Annotated in this window: 17 protein-coding genes and 1 pseudogene; 7 read left to right on the forward strand and 11 right to left on the reverse strand. The window is 72.8% G+C overall.

From position 1 onward, the window contains the following. Positions 1-553: AIR synthase-related protein (locus KBZ04_RS06240; protein ID WP_254991080.1), on the forward strand; the 553-nt coding region annotated here is incomplete at its 5' end. Here the strand turns inward: KBZ04_RS06240 and mnmH are convergent. Further along, entirely contained in the window at positions 510-1,550 is a 1,041-nt protein-coding gene (mnmH, locus tag KBZ04_RS06245; protein WP_254991081.1) for a tRNA 2-selenouridine(34) synthase MnmH, read from the reverse strand. The genes KBZ04_RS06240 and mnmH overlap by 44 nt on opposite strands. 106 nt (positions 1,551-1,656) lie before the next feature. Between mnmH and KBZ04_RS06250 the strand changes: the two genes are divergently transcribed. Continuing rightward, positions 1,657-2,604: a putative selenate ABC transporter substrate-binding protein gene (locus tag KBZ04_RS06250; protein ID WP_254991082.1), complete on the forward strand. Its 948-nt coding sequence runs from the start codon at positions 1,657-1,659 to the stop codon at positions 2,602-2,604. A 104-nt stretch (positions 2,605-2,708) separates the two neighbouring features. Continuing rightward, on the forward strand, positions 2,709-3,794 hold the full coding sequence (locus KBZ04_RS06255; RefSeq protein ID WP_254991083.1) for a ChaN family lipoprotein: 1,086 nt from the start codon (positions 2,709-2,711) through the stop codon (positions 3,792-3,794). A gap of 18 nt (positions 3,795-3,812) precedes the next feature. Here KBZ04_RS06255 and KBZ04_RS06260 read toward each other — a convergent pair whose 3' ends face one another. From KBZ04_RS06260 to KBZ04_RS06270, 3 genes are all read right to left on the reverse strand, one after another. Beyond that, entirely contained in the window at positions 3,813-4,478 is a 666-nt protein-coding gene (locus KBZ04_RS06260; protein WP_254991084.1) for an SDR family oxidoreductase, read from the reverse strand. Between the two features lie 37 nt (positions 4,479-4,515). Then, positions 4,516-5,424, reverse strand: a complete 909-nt coding sequence (locus KBZ04_RS06265; RefSeq protein ID WP_254991085.1) for a cation diffusion facilitator family transporter — start codon at positions 5,422-5,424, stop codon at positions 4,516-4,518. Between the two features lie 81 nt (positions 5,425-5,505). Continuing rightward, the gene (locus tag KBZ04_RS06270) at positions 5,506-5,877 is read right to left on the reverse strand and encodes a DoxX family protein (RefSeq protein ID WP_254991086.1); all 372 of its coding nucleotides are present in this window, start codon (positions 5,875-5,877) and stop codon (positions 5,506-5,508) included. Positions 5,878-5,992: 115 nt separating this feature from the next. Between KBZ04_RS06270 and KBZ04_RS06275 the strand changes: the two genes are divergently transcribed. From KBZ04_RS06275 to KBZ04_RS06290, 4 genes are read left to right on the forward strand one after another with little or no spacing between them, the layout of a single operon-like run. Continuing rightward, entirely contained in the window at positions 5,993-6,763 is a 771-nt protein-coding gene (locus KBZ04_RS06275) for an ATP-binding cassette domain-containing protein (protein WP_254991087.1), read from the forward strand. A gap of 20 nt (positions 6,764-6,783) precedes the next feature. Beyond that, on the forward strand, positions 6,784-8,304 hold the full coding sequence (locus KBZ04_RS06280) for a phosphonate ABC transporter (RefSeq protein WP_254991088.1): 1,521 nt from the start codon (positions 6,784-6,786) through the stop codon (positions 8,302-8,304). Positions 8,305-8,338: 34 nt separating this feature from the next. After that, positions 8,339-8,752, forward strand: coding sequence for a hypothetical protein (locus KBZ04_RS06285; RefSeq protein WP_254991089.1), 414 nt, complete (start codon positions 8,339-8,341; stop codon positions 8,750-8,752). A 6-nt stretch (positions 8,753-8,758) separates the two neighbouring features. After that, the gene (locus tag KBZ04_RS06290; protein ID WP_254991090.1) at positions 8,759-9,004 is read left to right on the forward strand and encodes a hypothetical protein; all 246 of its coding nucleotides are present in this window, start codon (positions 8,759-8,761) and stop codon (positions 9,002-9,004) included. Between the two features lie 7 nt (positions 9,005-9,011). Here KBZ04_RS06290 and KBZ04_RS06295 read toward each other — a convergent pair whose 3' ends face one another. From KBZ04_RS06295 to KBZ04_RS06325, 7 genes and pseudogenes are all read right to left on the reverse strand, one after another. Continuing rightward, positions 9,012-9,503, reverse strand: a complete 492-nt coding sequence (locus KBZ04_RS06295) for a nucleoside deaminase (RefSeq protein WP_254991091.1) — start codon at positions 9,501-9,503, stop codon at positions 9,012-9,014. A gap of 43 nt (positions 9,504-9,546) precedes the next feature. Then, positions 9,547-10,920, reverse strand: coding sequence for a mechanosensitive ion channel family protein (locus KBZ04_RS06300; RefSeq protein ID WP_254991092.1), 1,374 nt, complete (start codon positions 10,918-10,920; stop codon positions 9,547-9,549). 39 nt (positions 10,921-10,959) lie between these two features. Beyond that, positions 10,960-11,280, reverse strand: coding sequence for a hypothetical protein (locus KBZ04_RS06305; RefSeq protein ID WP_254991093.1), 321 nt, complete (start codon positions 11,278-11,280; stop codon positions 10,960-10,962). Continuing rightward, positions 11,277-11,792 carry a molybdenum cofactor biosynthesis protein B gene (moaB, locus tag KBZ04_RS06310; RefSeq protein ID WP_254991094.1) on the reverse strand — a complete coding sequence of 172 codons (516 nt, stop codon included), beginning with the start codon at positions 11,790-11,792 and terminating at the stop codon, positions 11,277-11,279. The genes KBZ04_RS06305 and moaB overlap by 4 nt, the downstream gene beginning before the upstream one ends. 31 nt (positions 11,793-11,823) lie before the next feature. Further along, positions 11,824-12,843 carry an acetylserotonin O-methyltransferase gene (locus KBZ04_RS06315; RefSeq protein WP_254991095.1) on the reverse strand — a complete coding sequence of 340 codons (1,020 nt, stop codon included), beginning with the start codon at positions 12,841-12,843 and terminating at the stop codon, positions 11,824-11,826. Between the two features lie 26 nt (positions 12,844-12,869). Next, complete coding sequence (locus KBZ04_RS06320; protein WP_254991096.1) at positions 12,870-14,417, reverse strand: metallophosphoesterase family protein; 1,548 nt, start codon at positions 14,415-14,417, stop codon at positions 12,870-12,872. Positions 14,418-14,427: 10 nt separating this feature from the next. Beyond that, a pseudogene (locus tag KBZ04_RS06325) lies at positions 14,428-14,729 on the reverse strand (lipid kinase); the annotation flags it as partial.

Genomic DNA, 14,729 nt, shown 5'->3' on the forward strand with positions numbered 1-14,729 from the left:
GCCCCTGGGCAGCGGCGTGCTGTTCGCCGCGGCCATGGCCGGCGCCGCCGCGCCCGCCTGGCTGGAGGCCCTGCTCGAGGGGATGCAGTGCAGCCAGGCGCCCCTGGTGCCGCTGCTGGCCGCCCACGGCTGCGGCGCCTGCACCGACATCACCGGCTTCGGCCTGCTGGGCCACCTCGGCGAGATGCTGGACGCTTCCGGCGCCGGGGTGGCGGTGGAGCTCGAGGCCGCCGCCATCGCCGCCTGCCCTGGCGCCCTGGAGCTGCTGGAGCGTGGCTACGCCAGCACCTTGGCCCCCGCCAACGCCGCCGCCCTGGCCCTGCTGGAGGGGCCCGTGCAGCTGGTGGGGGCCGCGGGACTCGCGGCACCGGCGGCCCTGGCGGGGCTGCTGATCGATCCCCAGACCTGCGGACCGCTGCTGGCGGCGCTGCCGGCAGCTGAGGCGCCCGCCGCCCTGGCGGCCCTGCGCGGCGCCGGCTTCGGGGCGGCGGCGGTGATCGGGCGGGTGGTCAGCCGGCAGGGGGCTGCCGCAGCGTTACCAGCCCCCGGCTGATCAGCTCGCGGGCGGCCTCCGGCGCCGCCAGACCGCCCAGATCCACCGCCGAGCAGGCATGGCCTTCCAGGTCGTGGTCGTAGCAGCGGTCGTAGTACTCGAGCATCTGCCGGCAGGCGGTGGCCCAGTCGCCCTGCTCGATCGCCTCCAGGGCCAGGGCGGTGCGCTGGGGTCCGAGTCGTTTGGCGATCCGCCGGGTGGCCTCCGCCAGGGCGAGGGGATCCTGGGCGCCGTAGATCGCCACCAGGTGGTCCACCCGCTCCTGCAGGGGCCGCTCCACCGCCAGCACGGGCGCGGCCTTCATCTGGTGCCACAGGCCGGCGGGAATGCGGCAGCGCCCCACCATGGCGCTCTCGGCCTCCAGCCAGATCTGTTCCGCCCCAGCCAGGGGGGCCAGGGCGGCGGCAAGCTCGTTCTCGTAGTGCTCGCTGCTCGGCTGCTCCGGCAGCCCGAGCCCGCCGAAGCTGCTGCCGCGGTGGTGCGCCAGCCCCTCCAGATCCACGACCGCCGCCCCCAGCGCCTGCAGGGCCAGCAGCAGTTCGGTCTTGCCGCTGCCTGTGCGGCCCCCCAGCAGCCGCAGGGGCCAGGCCTGTTCGAACAGCTCCAGCACCCAGCGCCGGTAACTCTTGTAGCCCCCTTCCAGGAGCTGCACCGGCAGCTCCAGCTGCCGGGCCAGCCAGGCGACACTGGCCGAGCGCATGCCGCCCCGCCAGCAGTGCAGCCGCAGCGGCGCCCCGCCCGAGCGTTCGCTCCAGGCCACCAGTTCGGTGGCCAGGGCCTCCATCCGCGGCCCCACCAGGGCCAGGCCCCTGAGCACGGCGGCCTGGCGGCCCTGCTGCTTGTAGAGGGTGCCCACCTCGGCCCGCTCGCCGTCGCTGAACAGGGGCAGATTGGCGGCGCCGGGGATGTGGCCCTGGCGGAATTCGGCCGGCGTTCGCACATCGAGCAGGGCGCCACCAGCCGCCAGGAATGGATCGATGGGAAGGCTGGGTGCCATGGGGCTCGCGGCAGGGACGGGGGCGTCTGGCGATGACGAAGGCCGCGGGCCGGCACCCACCTGGTCGCCATAGTGGAGCAACGGCCTGCTCCCCTGCCCAAGCCCGATGTTGTTCCGGATCCGCACCACTGCCACCGCCGCCCTGATGGGGGTATCCCTGGCGCTGCTGCCCCTGCTGGCGCCCCCCGCCGCCCCCCTCCCCGGCCGGCCGGCTCCGGCGGCGGCCCAGCAGAGCCAGAAGGTGCTGCGCATCGGTGCCATCCCCGACCAGAAGCCGGAGAAGCTCAACCGGCTCTACCCGCTGGTGGCCAATGAACTCAGCCGTCAGCTGGGGGTGAAGGTGGTCTACGTGCCGGTGGTGGATTACGCCGCCGCCGTCAGCGCCTTCCGCACCGGTGCCCTCGATCTGGTCTGGTTCGGCGGTCTCACCGGCGTGCAGGCCCGGCTGCAGAAGCCCGGCGCCCGGGTGATCGCCCAGCGCGACATCGACGTGTCCTTCCGCACCCTCTTCATCGCCAACAGCCGCAGCGGCCTCAAGCCCGTCACCAGCGCGAGGGGGCTGTCGGAACTGAAGGGCAAGCGCTTCACCTTCGGCTCTGAGAGCTCCACCTCCGGCCGGCTCATGCCCCAGTACTTCCTGAGCAAGGCGGGCGTGAAGCTGTCCGACTTCGCCGGCGGTGCGCCCGGCTTCAGCGGCAGCCATGACGCCACCATCGCCCTGGTGCAGAGCGGCGCCTACGACGCCGGCGCGGTGAACGAGCAGGTGTGGAACGCCAACATCAGCGATGGCAAGGCCAACCCCGCCAAGGTGTTCGTCCTCTGGAGGACCACGGGCTACCCCGACTACCACTGGATCGCCCAGCCGGACCTGGACAAGCGCTTCGGCAAGGGCTTCACCACGAAGGTGCAGCAGGCGATCCTGAGCTGGCGCGCCAGTAACCCCACCCAGAAGCAGATCCTGGCCCTGTTCGGCGCCCAGCAGTTCACCGGGGCCAGCCCCGGGGCCTACAGCATGATCGAGCAGGTGGGCCGCCAGATCGGCAAGATCCGCTGATCCCACCCGGCCGCTGGCACCGCCGCGGGAGCCGCTCCGCCGGGCTGGCCCTCGGCCTGGCCGCCCTGCTGGGGGCTCCCGGACCTGCGGCCGCCAGCGCCTGTGTGCCTCCGAGCGCCTGGGTGGAGCCCACCGCCGCCGGTCCCCGGACCGTGGCGGCCGGCGACCTGCTTGACCGCCTGGCCCGGCGCCCGGTGGTGCTGCTGGGGGAACGCCATGACAGCGCCGCCCACCACCGCTGGCAGCTGGCCACGCTCCAGGCGCTGCAGGAGCGCAGCCCCGGCCTCAGCCTCGGCCTGGAGATGGTGCCGCGCCGGCTGCAGCCGGTGCTCGACCGCTGGGTGGCTGGGGCCCTGGAGGAGCGTGCCTTCCTCGGCGCCCTCGACTGGCCGGCCATCTGGGGCTACGACGCCGATCTCTACCTGCCGATCCTGCGCGTCGCCCGCGACCGGCGCGTGCCGCTGCTTGCCCTGACCGTGGAGCGGCAGCTGGTGCGGCGGGTGCGGGCCGAGGGGTTCGCCGCGGTGCCCGTCAGCGAGCGGGAGGGGGTGGGGCGACCGGCGCCGGCCAGCGCGGCCTACAGGGCCCAGCTGCACCGCCTCTGGCGGCACCATCCCTTCGTGCCCAGCGGCGGCCAGGGGTTGCCGGGGCTGGAGGATCCCTCCTTCGGCCGCTTCGTGGAGAGCCAGCTGCTGTGGGACCGGGCCATGGCCGAAGCCATCGCCGAGCAGCGCCGCCGGCGCCCCGGCGCCCCGGTGGTGGCCCTGATCGGCAACGGCCACCTGGCCGGCGGCCACGGTGTGCCCCATCAGCTGCGGGCCCTGGGTCTGGTGGAGGCTGCCTGGCTGCTGCCCTGGGATGGGGGGCTCGACTGCGCCGTACTGCAACCGGGGTTGGCCACCGCGGTGTTCGGGGTGGTGACGCCACCGCCGCCGGGCCTGCGGCTGGGGGTATACCTGGAAACCCACGGCGGCCGGGTGGAGATCCACCAGGTGGCCCCCGGCTCGCTGGCGGAGCGCTCCGGCCTTCGGGTCGGGGATCGGATCACGGCGATCGACGGCCAGCCCGTGAGCAGCGCCCGCCACGTGATCGAACGGCTGGCCGCCCACCCGGCGGGCCGGCCCCTCGGCCTGACGGTCCTGCGGGGCGGGCGGAGCCTGGAGTTGCGGCTGGCTCTGCCGGGTCCGTGAGATCGGGAGCCGCCGGCCCTACCAGGGCAGCACCTGGCCGTTGGCGTGCCAGAAGCTGCCGCTGGTCTCGAGGCTGAGGGCGTCGATGCGGGCCAGCAGGCCGTGGACCGACTCCTCGGTGCTGATGCCCTGCTCGCTGAAGCCGGTCATGCGGGTGCGCACCAGTCCGGGATGGAGCAGGGCCACGGCGATGCCGCGGGGGCGCAGATCGATGGCCAGGGACTTGCCGGCCATGCAGAGCGCCACCTTCGACATCCTGTAGCCGTAGGCACCGCCGGAGCCGTTGTCGTCGATCGAGCCCATGCGGCTGGTCATCAGGATCACCTTGGCGCCGGATGGCAGATGGCCCAGCAGGGCCTGGGTGAGCCGCAGGGGGGCGAGGGCGTTCACCTCGAACTGGCGCCGCAGGCTGTCGACGTCGAGGTTGTCCAGGCTGGTGCGCTCCAGAAGGCCGGCGTTGAGGATCAGCACGTCGATGGCCAGCGGGCCGAGCCGTTCCACCAGATCGGTGATGGCGGCCCCATCGGTGAGGTCAACCCCCGCCTCGATGCGCACGCCTAGGGCCTCCAGTTCCGGCGACGGGGTTCGGCAGACCGCCACCACCGTGTCGCCCCTGGCCTGGAGCTGGCGGCAGTACTCCAGACCGATGCCGCGGTTGGTGCCGGTGATCAGAACGGTGGCCATCGGGGACGCGCTCGCTGCTGTCTGGATCGTATGGGGCTCAACCCTCCTCCCAGCGGAATCCCTGGTCATCCCAGGCCCTTGGATCCTCGATCGGCTCGAGATGGGTCAGCACATCGCTGCGGGGCAGGGCGATGGCGATCTCCTGCTCCAGCTGCTCGCAGAGGTCATGGCCGTCCTGGACCGTCCACTGCCCCGGCACCAGCACGTGGAAGGCCACGAAGCGGCGCGATCCGGCCACCCGGGTGCGCAGGGCATGGAAGTGGATGCCCTCGGTTTCATGGGAGGCCAGCAGTGCCTCCAGCTTCTCCTGTTCGTCGCTGGGGAGTGAACGGTCGAGCAGGCCGGAGGCGGTTTCCCGCAGCAGATTCCAGCCGGTGAGGGTGATGTTGAGCGCCACCGCGATGGCGATCAGCGGGTCGAGGATCGTCAGGCCGGTGAGCTTCACCAGGCCGATGCCCACCAGGACCCCGCAGGAGGTCCAGACGTCGGTGAACAGGTGGTGGGCGTCGGCCCGAAGGGTGATCGAGTGGAAGTGGCGGGAGGCCCGCAGCAGCACCCAGGCCACCAGGCCGTTGAGCGCCGTGGCGACCAGGGAGAGGGCCATGCCCAACCCCAGTTGTTCCAGCGGCTCCGGGTGCTGCAGGCGCCCAACAGCGGAATAGATGATGGCCAGGGCCGCCAGCACGATCAGCACGCTCTCCAGGCCGCTGGAGAAGTACTCGGCCTTGAAATGGCCGTAATGGTGGGTGCGGTCGGCGGGCTTGGCGGCGAGGCTCAGGGCCCAGAAGGCCCCCAGCGCCGCCACCAGGTTGACCCCGGATTCCATCGCATCCGAGAGCAGGCCCACCGAGCCGGTGTAGCGCCAGGCGGCCGTCTTCAGCACGATGGTGGCCACCGCCGCCGCCACCGAGAGAAGGATGTAGGAGCGCGGGGACGCGAAGGGCATGGGATCGGACCGGGCGGCAGGGGGAGGACGCCGCGCGGCCATGCTCGCCCAGCCTGGCCACGGAGTCGCGGTCCGTCCCCTTCAGGGGCGGCGTTCGGCCACCAGCAGCAGGCCCCCCATGATCGAGAGGTTCTTCAACAGCGCGATCCGCTCCTGGGGGTCGGCCACATCGTTGTGGAACAGCAGGGTGGTGGGCACCAGGAACAGCAGCAGCAGGATCGCCCCGAGCCGTGCCCGATAGCCGCTGATCACCAGCACCGACCCCACGGCCATCAGCGCCACGGCCCCCGCCAGCAGCACCGGCGCCAGCGGGATGCCACGGCCGGCGATCATCCCGGCCACGCCGGAGAAGCCCGTCAGCTTGCCGATCACCGCGTGGAGGAACACCAGGCAGAGCAGCACCCGGGCGATGCCATCGAGGAGGGAGGGTCGGGACCCGGCGGAGGTCGTCATCGCTTGCCGTGTGGATGGGGGAGAGTCTGCTGGGGTTCCCCCCGGCCTGACGAGCCATGGGGCCCCGGCCTGACGACTGGCAATCTGGATCGGACGTTCGCGCTTCCCGCCCCCCATGGCCGCCGGCCCCGCCACCGCCGTGCTCGCGCTGCGGGGCGTCTGCGTCAGCGGCCGCGGGCGGCCCCGGCTGGAGGACGTCGACCTGAGCCTGGCCCCCGGCGAGCGGGTGGCGCTGCTGGGGGCCAGTGGCGCCGGCAAGAGCACCCTGCTGGCGGTGGCCAACGGCCTGCTGGCGCCGGCGGCGGGCACGGTGCTGTGGGAGGGGCAGGCTCCCGCCCGCTCCCGCCGCGGCCGCCGGCGCCAGCAGGCCCGCATCGGCACCCTCTGGCAGGACCTGCGCCTGATCGAGGTGCTGACCGTGCAGCAGAACCTCAACGCCGCCCGCCTGGCCCGCTGGGGCTGGCCCCGGGCCCTGCTCAACCTGCTGCTGCCCCTCGACACCGACGCCTGCGCAGCGGCCCTGCGGGCGATGGATCTGGATCCGGCCCTGCTGGAGCAACCGGTGACGGCCCTCTCCGGCGGCCAGCGCCAGCGGGTGGCAATGGCCCGGCTGCTGCGCCAGGAGCCCACCCTGCTGCTGGCCGATGAACCCCTGGCCAGCCTCGATCCGCGCCTGGCCGGCGAGCTGCTGGCCCTGCTGCTGGCCCACGCCGTGGCCCCCCGGGCCCTGCTGCTGAGCCTGCACCGCCCCGACCTGCTCGACGGCTTCGATCGGGCCGTCGGCCTCAAGCACGGTCAGGTGCTGTTCGACGGGCCGGTGGCGCAGGTCAGCGAGGCCCTGCTGGCGGACCTCTATGGGGGCACCCCACCCGTCGAGAAACCTTGAAACCGGCGGCGCCGTTGCTGATGCTGCTGCCGGCTCTGGTGCTGGTGCCCCTGGCCGTCCTGCTGCCGCCGCTGGTGCACGGGGGCGGCTGGGAGCTGATCGGCAGCTTCGCGCTCGCGGCGGTGACCCCCTCGCTGGATCCGGTGGTCTTGGCGTCGCTGCTGAAGGGGCTGGGGGTGACGGCCGGCATGGCCCTGCTGGGCTGGGCCGGCAGCCTGGTGCTGGGCCTGCTGCTGGGGGCGTGCAGCTCCCGCACCGTGTGGCGCACCCTGACGGGCAGCGCCCTGCCGGCGGAGCTGATCCGCCGCCTGCTGGCCCTGCCCCGGGCGATCCACGAGCTGATCTGGGGGCTGCTGCTGCTCCAGCTGGTGGGGCTGCAGCCGGCGGTGGCGGTGCTGGCGATCGCCCTGCCCTTCGGGGCCCTGGTGGCGCGGGTGCTGTCCGACCTGCTTGATGCCCTGCCCACCACCGGCCTGGAGGCCCTGCGGGCGGCGGGGGCCCCGGCCCCGGCGGCCCTGCTCACGGCCCTGGGGCCGGCCCTGCTGCCGGGGGTGCTCAGCTACGGCGGCTACCGGCTGGAGTGTGCCCTGCGCAGCGCCACCCTGCTGGGGGTGTTCGGTCTCGGGGGCCTGGGCACCGACCTCAAGCTGACGCTGCAGTCGCTGGAGTTCCGGGAACTCTGGAGCGGCCTGTGGCTGCTGCTGGCGGTGATGCTGGCCCTGGAAGGGGGCATCAGCCTGCTGCGCCGGCGCTGGCTGGTGCCCGGCCGGTTCGTGCTGGCCCGGCGGGGGGTGGGGGAGCGCAGCCGGGAGATGCTGCTGGCCCTGGCGGCCCTGCTACCCCTCTCCGTTCTGGTGGGGCGCGGCCTGGGGGTGGATCCGGCGGCCCTGTTCCAGTGGCAGCCCCTGCCGGGTCTGGGCGGCGGCGACTGGGCCACCATCGCGGCCCTGCCCTGGCCCCGGCTGGTGGGTGGCACCCTGCTGCTCACCGCCCTGGCGGCCAGCCTGGCGGTGGGGCTGGCGCCGTTGCTGCTGCTGGTGGTGGCGCCGGTGGGCTGGGCCCGGCAGGGGCTGCGGCTGCTGTGGGCCCTGGGTCGGCTATGGCCGCCGCCCCTCACCGCCCTGCTGCTGCTGTTCGTGCTGGAGCCGGGGGTGATCACCGCCTCCCTGGCCCTGGGGTTCCACAACCTGGGGGTGCTGGGCCGGTTGCTCTTGGAGAGTGCCGACGCCGCCGACCCGGCCGCCGAGGAGGCCCTGGCCTGCGGCGGCAGCGGACCAAGGCTGGCCCTGCTCTACGGCCGCTTCAGCGCCCTGGCCCGGCCCTACCTGGCCTACGGCGCCTACCGGGCCGATGTGATCCTGCGGGAATCGGTGGTGGTGGGCCTGGCGGGGGCGACGGGGCTGGGCAGCCAGCTGCTGGAGAGCCTCAGCTCCTTCGCCTGGGACCAGCTGCTGGCGCTGGTGGCGGTGTACGCGCTGCTCACCCTGGTCGGCGAGGACCTCAGCGACCGGGCGCGGCACCGCTGGTTGCGGGCGACCTGATGGCCCATGGTGGGGCCGCCGCCGCGATGCCGCGATGCCCGCCTCGCCCGCCCATTCCAGCGAGACGGCGCCACCGTTCAGCCATCGCTTCCTGCATCGCGTCGAACCGGAGGGGGTGGCGGCGTTCCTGGCGGTGGAGGCCCGGCTGATGGCGGCGGCCCGTCGGTATCCGGGCTTCGTGGCCGAAACCGCTCCGACCGCCGTGGGCCGGGAGCCCCACGCGGGTCGGATGCTGTACGCCTCGGAGCTGAGTTTCACGACCCCCGGCGCGTTCATGGGCTGGATGGACAGCCAGGAACGGCGCGATCTGCTCTGCGCCGCCGAGCGAGACGGCTACCGCTACGAGGGTCGCTCCGACTGGGAGGGCTACGCCCGCTGGCTGGGGGAGGCCGGCGGGGCGTCCGTGCCCATCTGGAAGGTGAACCTGCTGGTGCTGCTGGTCCTCTAGCCCCCCGTGGCGGTGGTGCGGGTGCTGCTGAAGCCCCTGCCGCTGGATGGTCCCAGCGGCCTGCTGCTGGGCAATGTCTGCACCGTGGCTCTCACCGGCTGGTGGCTGGTGCCCTGGGTGAGCCGCCTGTGCCGGCCCTGGCTGGAGGGCACCGCCAGCCGGCACCACCAGCGCCTGACCCTGGCCTCGATCCTGGTGGCGCTGGGACTGATGCTGCAGCTGCTCCGGGCCCTGCCCGCCACCAGCACCTGAGCGCGCCTCAGTAGCGAACCCGGTCGGGTTTGACCTGGTACTCCTTCCAGACCTCCACCGCCTCCTCCCTCAAAATCTGGTGAAGCCGGATCGAGCGTTTTTCCTTGGGCAGGGCGAGCTGCTCGTAGATCGGGCGATCATCGAAATCACCGTATTGGAGGGCATCTTCCACGGTGGCTGCGTAGTAAACCTCCTCGATTCCTGCCCAGTAGCAGGTGGCCATGCACATCGGACAGGGCTCGGCGGAGGTGTAGAGGATGCAGCCGGGCAGCTTGAAACACTGCAGGGTGATGCAGGCCAGCCGGATCGCCTCCATCTCGCCGTGCCAGGTGGGATCGTGGCTGGCCACGACGCGGTTCATCCCCTGGGAGATGACCACGCCATCCCTGACGATCACGGCCCCGAAGGCCCCGCCGGTGCCGTACTCCAGGGCCGCTTTGCGGGACAGGTCGATGGCCTGGCGGATGAAGGTCTCGTGGTTCTGCGTCGCTGCAGCCATCAACTTTCCTCCGCACGCCCCACCGTAGCCGCGCCCACCTTGATCAGCCCCGCCCGGCCAGCTCCAGGCCATCGGCCAGGGGGATCCCCTCCCGTTGGAAGCGGGCCACCAGGCGCCGCTGCAGCTCGCGGGAGCAGGCCCACTGTTCGCCGGCCACGGTGGTGAGCAGGGCGCTCACGGTGATGCCCATCGGGCCGGTGCCGCTGACGCCCCGCAGCAGGGGCGCCGCCAGCAGCCGGGGTCCCCAGGTGGTGTCGGCGTGGAACAGGGCCAGCTCCTCGGCCATCACCGCCAGGGCCTGGTCAATGTCGGCGCAGCGGTGGGACACCAGCAGCTTCACCTCTTCGCCCGAGCGCAGCTTGGTGTGGTTCACCACCCGGTCGAAGGCGCTGTTCTGGATCACGGCCACGCGGTGGTCGAGGCAGTGCAACTGGGTGCTCAGCACCCCCACATCCACCACGTCGCCCGCGAGGCCATCGATCTCCACCCAGTCGCCGATGGCGTAGCGGTCTTCGATCAGCACGGCGAGGCCGGCGATGAAATCCCGCAGCAGCCCCTGGAACACCAGGGCCAGGCCGCCCAGGACGGCGCCGCCGGCCAGCAGCAGGGAGGAGGAGGCGGCGCGGATGCCGGGAATGTCGATCACGATCCAGCCGGCCGCCACCAGGATGCAGGCCAGGTCGATCAGCCGGTGGCTCACCCGCAGCAGGCTGCGGTGCCGCTGCTCGCGCCGGGCCTGCTCCTCCACCGGCACCCGGCCCCCGTCGGCCCACTGGTGCAGCAGAAACGTGGCCAGGGAGCGCGCCAGCAGGGCGGCCAGCCCCACCATCAGCACCTTGAGGACGGAATGGAGGGGCTGGAGCAGCAACTGCAGCCCCAGGGGCACCTTGCCGGGGACGGCCATCACCCCGAGCGCCAGCATGACCATCAGCTGCAGCAGCACGAGCAGCAGCAGCACCAGCCCGACGACCTGATGGAGCTGCAGGCGTTGCTCCAGGGCCCGATCAGGGGTGGGGCTGCGGCGGCTGATGAGTCCGGAGCAGCGCTCCCGGTTCCGGCGCCACAGCCAGAGGGTGGTGGCGGTGACCAGGGCCAGGGCCAGTTGCACCGTGAGGGTGATCTGCCAGCGGCGGCGCAGATCGGCCGGCTGCATCACCTGGCGGGCATGGCGCAGGCGGCTCTGCAGCCGCTTCTGCCAGCGTTCCCCCAGGGCCCAGGCGCTGGTGCCGTTGAGGCTGGCGTCGGCGCGGGTGATCGTGAGCAGGGGCAGGGGTTCGGAGCGTTCCGGCACCCTGGCTTCCAGCACCACATCCCCACCCGGCAGCTGCCGGCGCTCCACCACCAGCTGCTCGGGGGCGCTGCCCGTCACCCGCTGGAGCGGCGACGGCTCACAGGCCCCACCACTCCCCCCCAGCAACCGGACCAGGACCCATTCGGCGATCTGTTCGCTCTCGCTTCAGAGGTGCTCGGGGTCGTAGAGCAGGCGCAGGTTGCCCTCGATCACTGCGGCGCGGCGCCGCGCATCGGGAGCATTGTCCTGGTGCCCCACCACGGGGGAGGCCACGGTGAGGGCGGGAACGCCGAGGATCCTCACCTTGGCCAGCTCGAAACTGCCGGCGGCCACCACGCCGCTGAGGTCGGCCGGGCCCGCCCCAGCCCCACGGGCCCCGGCGCCATCCGCGTTGGCGGCGGCACCCGCCCCAGCCGGCGGCAGCCAACAGAGGCCGAGGGTCAGCAGCAGGGCCAAGGCCCCGAGCCACCAGGGGCGGACCTTCATGGCGCCTGATCGGCGGATTCGGTGAGCCGCGGCAGCAGCTGCACCAGGTTGCAGGGGCGGGTGGTGGCGTCGAGCTGGGCGCGGATCAGCCGGTCCCAGGCGGTGGTGACCGCATCGAGGGAGCCGGGCAGCACGAACACCACCGTGCCGTTGGCCACCCCGGCCAGGGCGCGGCTCTGCAGGGTGCTGGTGCCGATCGTCTCAAAGGACAGCACCCGGAACAGCTCCCCGAAGCCCTCGATGGTCTTGTCGAGCAGGGGCGCCACGGCCTCGGGGGTGCCGTCGCGGCCGGTGAGGCCGGTGCCGCCGGAGCTGATCACCACCTGCACGGCGGGGTCGGCGATCCAGCGGCTCAGCGCGGCGCGGATGCGGTAGCGGTCGTCGGGCACCAGGGCGCGCTCCACCAGCCGGTGGCCGGCGGCTTCCAGCCGCTGCTGCAGGGCGTCGCCGGAGGGGTCGTCGGCAAGCGTGCGGCTGTCGGTGACCGTGAGCAGGGCGATGGGAAGGCTCAAGGCCGGAGCGGGGCAGGGCCCCCCATTGTGATCAGGCCGCCACCGCCTCCACCACCGTGACCGGCGAGGGGGTGGGATGGAGAGCGGCCAGGCGCAGGCCGGCCCGCTCCAGCAGGTGGGCGTAGGCCGCGGGGGTGCGCTCCCGGCCGCCTTCGGTCATCACGAGCATGTTCAGATCGAGCAGCTTGCCCGGGGCCGGATCGTTGCCCGGGGGGATCACCTGCTCAAGGATCAGCACCCGTCCGCCGGGGGCGAGGCCGGTGCGGATGTGGCCCAGGATCGTCAGGCAGGCGTCATCGCCCCAGTCATGGACGATGTGCTTGAGCAGGTAGGCATCGCCGCCGGCCGGCACCTGCTGGAAGAAGTCACCGCCGGCCACGGCCAAGCGCCCCTCCAGCTCCGGCGGCACCGTCACCGGCGCCACCACGGTCGGTTGATCGAACAGGGTGCCGCGCAGATGGCCGTGGTGGCGCAGCACGGTCTGCAGCAGTCCGCCGCGGCCGCCGCCCACGTCGACCAGGTGCTTGATGCCGCTGAAGTCGTAGGCCGCCAGCAGTCCCTCGGTCTCGACGCGGGAGAAGTCGGTCATGGCGCCGTCGAAGATGGCGCCGCGCTCGGGGTTGTGGCCGTACCAGTCAAAGACGGGTTCGCCGTAGTGGTGGCGGAAGGCGCTCTCGCCGCTGCGGACGCTGTGGAGCAGGTCGGTCCAGGCGTCGTAGTGCTCGCCGCCGAGCATGCGCACGAACTGGCGCAGGGAGCCGGGGTGGTCGCTGCGCAGCAGTTCGGCCAGGGGGGTGAGCACGAAGCGGCGTGGCTGGCTCTCGCTCTCGGCGAACACGCCTAGGCTCGCCAGACCCCGCAGCAGCCGGAACAGGGACTCGCCGTCGGCGCCGCAGCGGCCGGCCAGTTCCTCGGCCTCCAGACCCTCCGGCCCCGCGGCCGCAAGGTGGTCGGCGATTGCCAGCTCGGCGGCCACGTGCAGCATCTGGGTGACCCAGTTGCCGCAGGCGAGCTGGAGGAAGTGGCCGGAGAGATCCGCGCTGGGGTCCATTGGAGTGGGGGGTGGCGCCGGCCGTTCTACAGCGGAATGGCGGCCCCGCGGTAGGGCCGCCATTCCCCTTGAGCCTTCTCCGCCACCAGCGGTACGAGCGTGAGTTTCAGGGGGGTGCCGGCCGCCACCTCCACCCGCAGGGCGGAGTAGGCGCGGCACAGGGCCGAGCCCCGGCCGCTGCGGCCGAGGAAGAGGCGGGAGCGGGCCACGACACGCTCGGCGCCGGGTGGACCTTCCAGCAGCTCGGGCCCCTCCCGGCGCTGGCGGCGCAGGCTGTAGCCGCTGCCGCCGCAGATCGCCCAGGGGATGTGGGCGTCGCCGTGGCCGGTGTCGCCGGTGTCGAGCAACTCCAGGCAGTGGGCATGGCCGCTGAAGGCGAGATCGATCAGGGGACGCCCGGCCGGCAGATGGCCGAGGGCGGCGGCCACACGATCGAGCGCCCGGCGCAGCTGGGCGCGCACGGCCAGGGTCTGGCCCTGGTCCCACTTGCTGGCCTCGGTGACGACAGGTGGATGGTGCAGCACCAGCAGCCGGCCCCGCACGGCCGGGTTGCGCCAGGAGGCGATCAGCGCCTCGGCGAACCAGTCGAGCTGGGCCCCATCGACGGCAGGGGCCTGGCCGGCACGGGCCGAAACCCCGCTGGCGAGCTGCTTGTCGATGTCGCGGATCTGCTCATCGAGCTGCTCGGCCTTGGCGGCCCGATCGTCGCGGATGTCCTCATCACCGCTGAGCGGGCCGAGGGACAGCAGCAGGGAGGCACGTTCGGCGTCGAGCCGCTGGCGACGCTGGTGCAGTTCCCCGTCGTCGGTACCGCCCGGCAGGGGCTGGTTGAAGGTGTTGGAGTCGAGGGCGAACACATCGACGCCGGCAAAGCGGAAGGTGTAATGGCGGTGGGGCAGGCGGGTGTACCGGCCGGGGCGGTAGAGCAGGCAGCGGGCCCCGTCGACCGTGGCGGTGCGGGTGCTTTCAAGGTGATCGCCGAGGTCCGCCTCCGGCACGGCGCTGAGCACATCAACGAAAGCGCGGGCCCAGGCCTGGCCCACGTAGGAGCCGTGCCAGCCCACATCCAGATCCAGCCAGGCCCGCAGCAGGCGCCGTGGTGGCGCGGTCAGGCCGGCCAGCAGCCCCAGCGGCAGCGGCAGGTCGTAGTAGTCGTGGTTGCCGAGCACCGGCAGGAACGGCACCCGGAAGACGAGCCGGTCGTAGCGCAGCCGGCGCCAGTCCTCACCGCCCACGATCCACTCCCGGTAGGGACGGATGAAGTTGTCCGGGTACTGCTCACTGGAGCCCACCTGGTAGACGACATCCCCGGTGTGGAGCAGGAAGCGGGCGTCGGCCCCATGGGCGAGCAGCTGCTCGGCGACCCGCCGCTGGGGGGTGTCGCGGCGGTGCAGCCCGGTGCCGCTGTCCCCCAGCACCAGGAAGGAAAAGGCCTCGGGCGACTCCGGATCCCCCTCGATGGCCAGGCGGCAGGGATCGATGCCACGGCGGACGATCTCGGGATGGCCCCAGCGCACCCGCTCGGCCATGCGGCCGACCTTGGTGGCGATGTCCGCCTCGGAGGCGAGGTTCATGGGGGCCCGTTCACGGTGGCGGCAGGGGGGCGAACACGGTGAGGGCGCCGGGCAGGCAGGTGAAGCTGACCGGGTCGGCCTCAAGCATTTCGCCGTCGATCACCAGCCGCTGGGGCGGGTCGGTGGTGATGGTGATGTGGCGGGCCCGCAGACACAGAAGATCGGGGTGGTTGACGGGCGACTGCACCACGGCGGAGGTGAGCAGGGAGGCGAGGGCGTTGAGGCCCTGCAGGCGGGTGCTGGGCGAGGCGATCGGGACCTCGAGGAGGCCGTCGTCGGGAATCACCCGCCCGAAGCCCTGGGCCAGCACGG

The organism is Cyanobium sp. N5-Cardenillas (genome assembly GCF_024345515.1).
Taxonomy (GTDB): domain Bacteria; phylum Cyanobacteriota; class Cyanobacteriia; order PCC-6307; family Cyanobiaceae; genus Cyanobium.

What these genes read in the sequence shown, in the direction of transcription:
- mnmH (WP_254991081.1), bottom strand. Translation starts at nt 1,550, where the DNA reads ATGGCACCCAGCCTTCCCATCGATCCATTCCTGGCGGCTGGTGGCGCC.
- KBZ04_RS06250 (WP_254991082.1), top strand. Translation starts at nt 1,657, where the DNA reads ATGTTGTTCCGGATCCGCACCACTGCCACCGCCGCCCTGATGGGGGTA.
- KBZ04_RS06260 (WP_254991084.1), bottom strand. Translation starts at nt 4,478, where the DNA reads ATGGCCACCGTTCTGATCACCGGCACCAACCGCGGCATCGGTCTGGAG.
- KBZ04_RS06265 (WP_254991085.1), bottom strand. Translation starts at nt 5,424, where the DNA reads ATGCCCTTCGCGTCCCCGCGCTCCTACATCCTTCTCTCGGTGGCGGCG.
- KBZ04_RS06270 (WP_254991086.1), bottom strand. Translation starts at nt 5,877, where the DNA reads ATGACGACCTCCGCCGGGTCCCGACCCTCCCTCCTCGATGGCATCGCC.
- KBZ04_RS06275 (WP_254991087.1), top strand. Translation starts at nt 5,993, where the DNA reads ATGGCCGCCGGCCCCGCCACCGCCGTGCTCGCGCTGCGGGGCGTCTGC.
- KBZ04_RS06280 (WP_254991088.1), top strand. Translation starts at nt 6,784, where the DNA reads ATGCTGCTGCCGGCTCTGGTGCTGGTGCCCCTGGCCGTCCTGCTGCCG.
- KBZ04_RS06285 (WP_254991089.1), top strand. Translation starts at nt 8,339, where the DNA reads ATGCCCGCCTCGCCCGCCCATTCCAGCGAGACGGCGCCACCGTTCAGC.
- KBZ04_RS06295 (WP_254991091.1), bottom strand. Translation starts at nt 9,503, where the DNA reads ATGGCTGCAGCGACGCAGAACCACGAGACCTTCATCCGCCAGGCCATC.
- KBZ04_RS06305 (WP_254991093.1), bottom strand. Translation starts at nt 11,280, where the DNA reads ATGAAGGTCCGCCCCTGGTGGCTCGGGGCCTTGGCCCTGCTGCTGACC.
- KBZ04_RS06315 (WP_254991095.1), bottom strand. Translation starts at nt 12,843, where the DNA reads ATGGACCCCAGCGCGGATCTCTCCGGCCACTTCCTCCAGCTCGCCTGC.
- KBZ04_RS06320 (WP_254991096.1), bottom strand. Translation starts at nt 14,417, where the DNA reads ATGAACCTCGCCTCCGAGGCGGACATCGCCACCAAGGTCGGCCGCATG.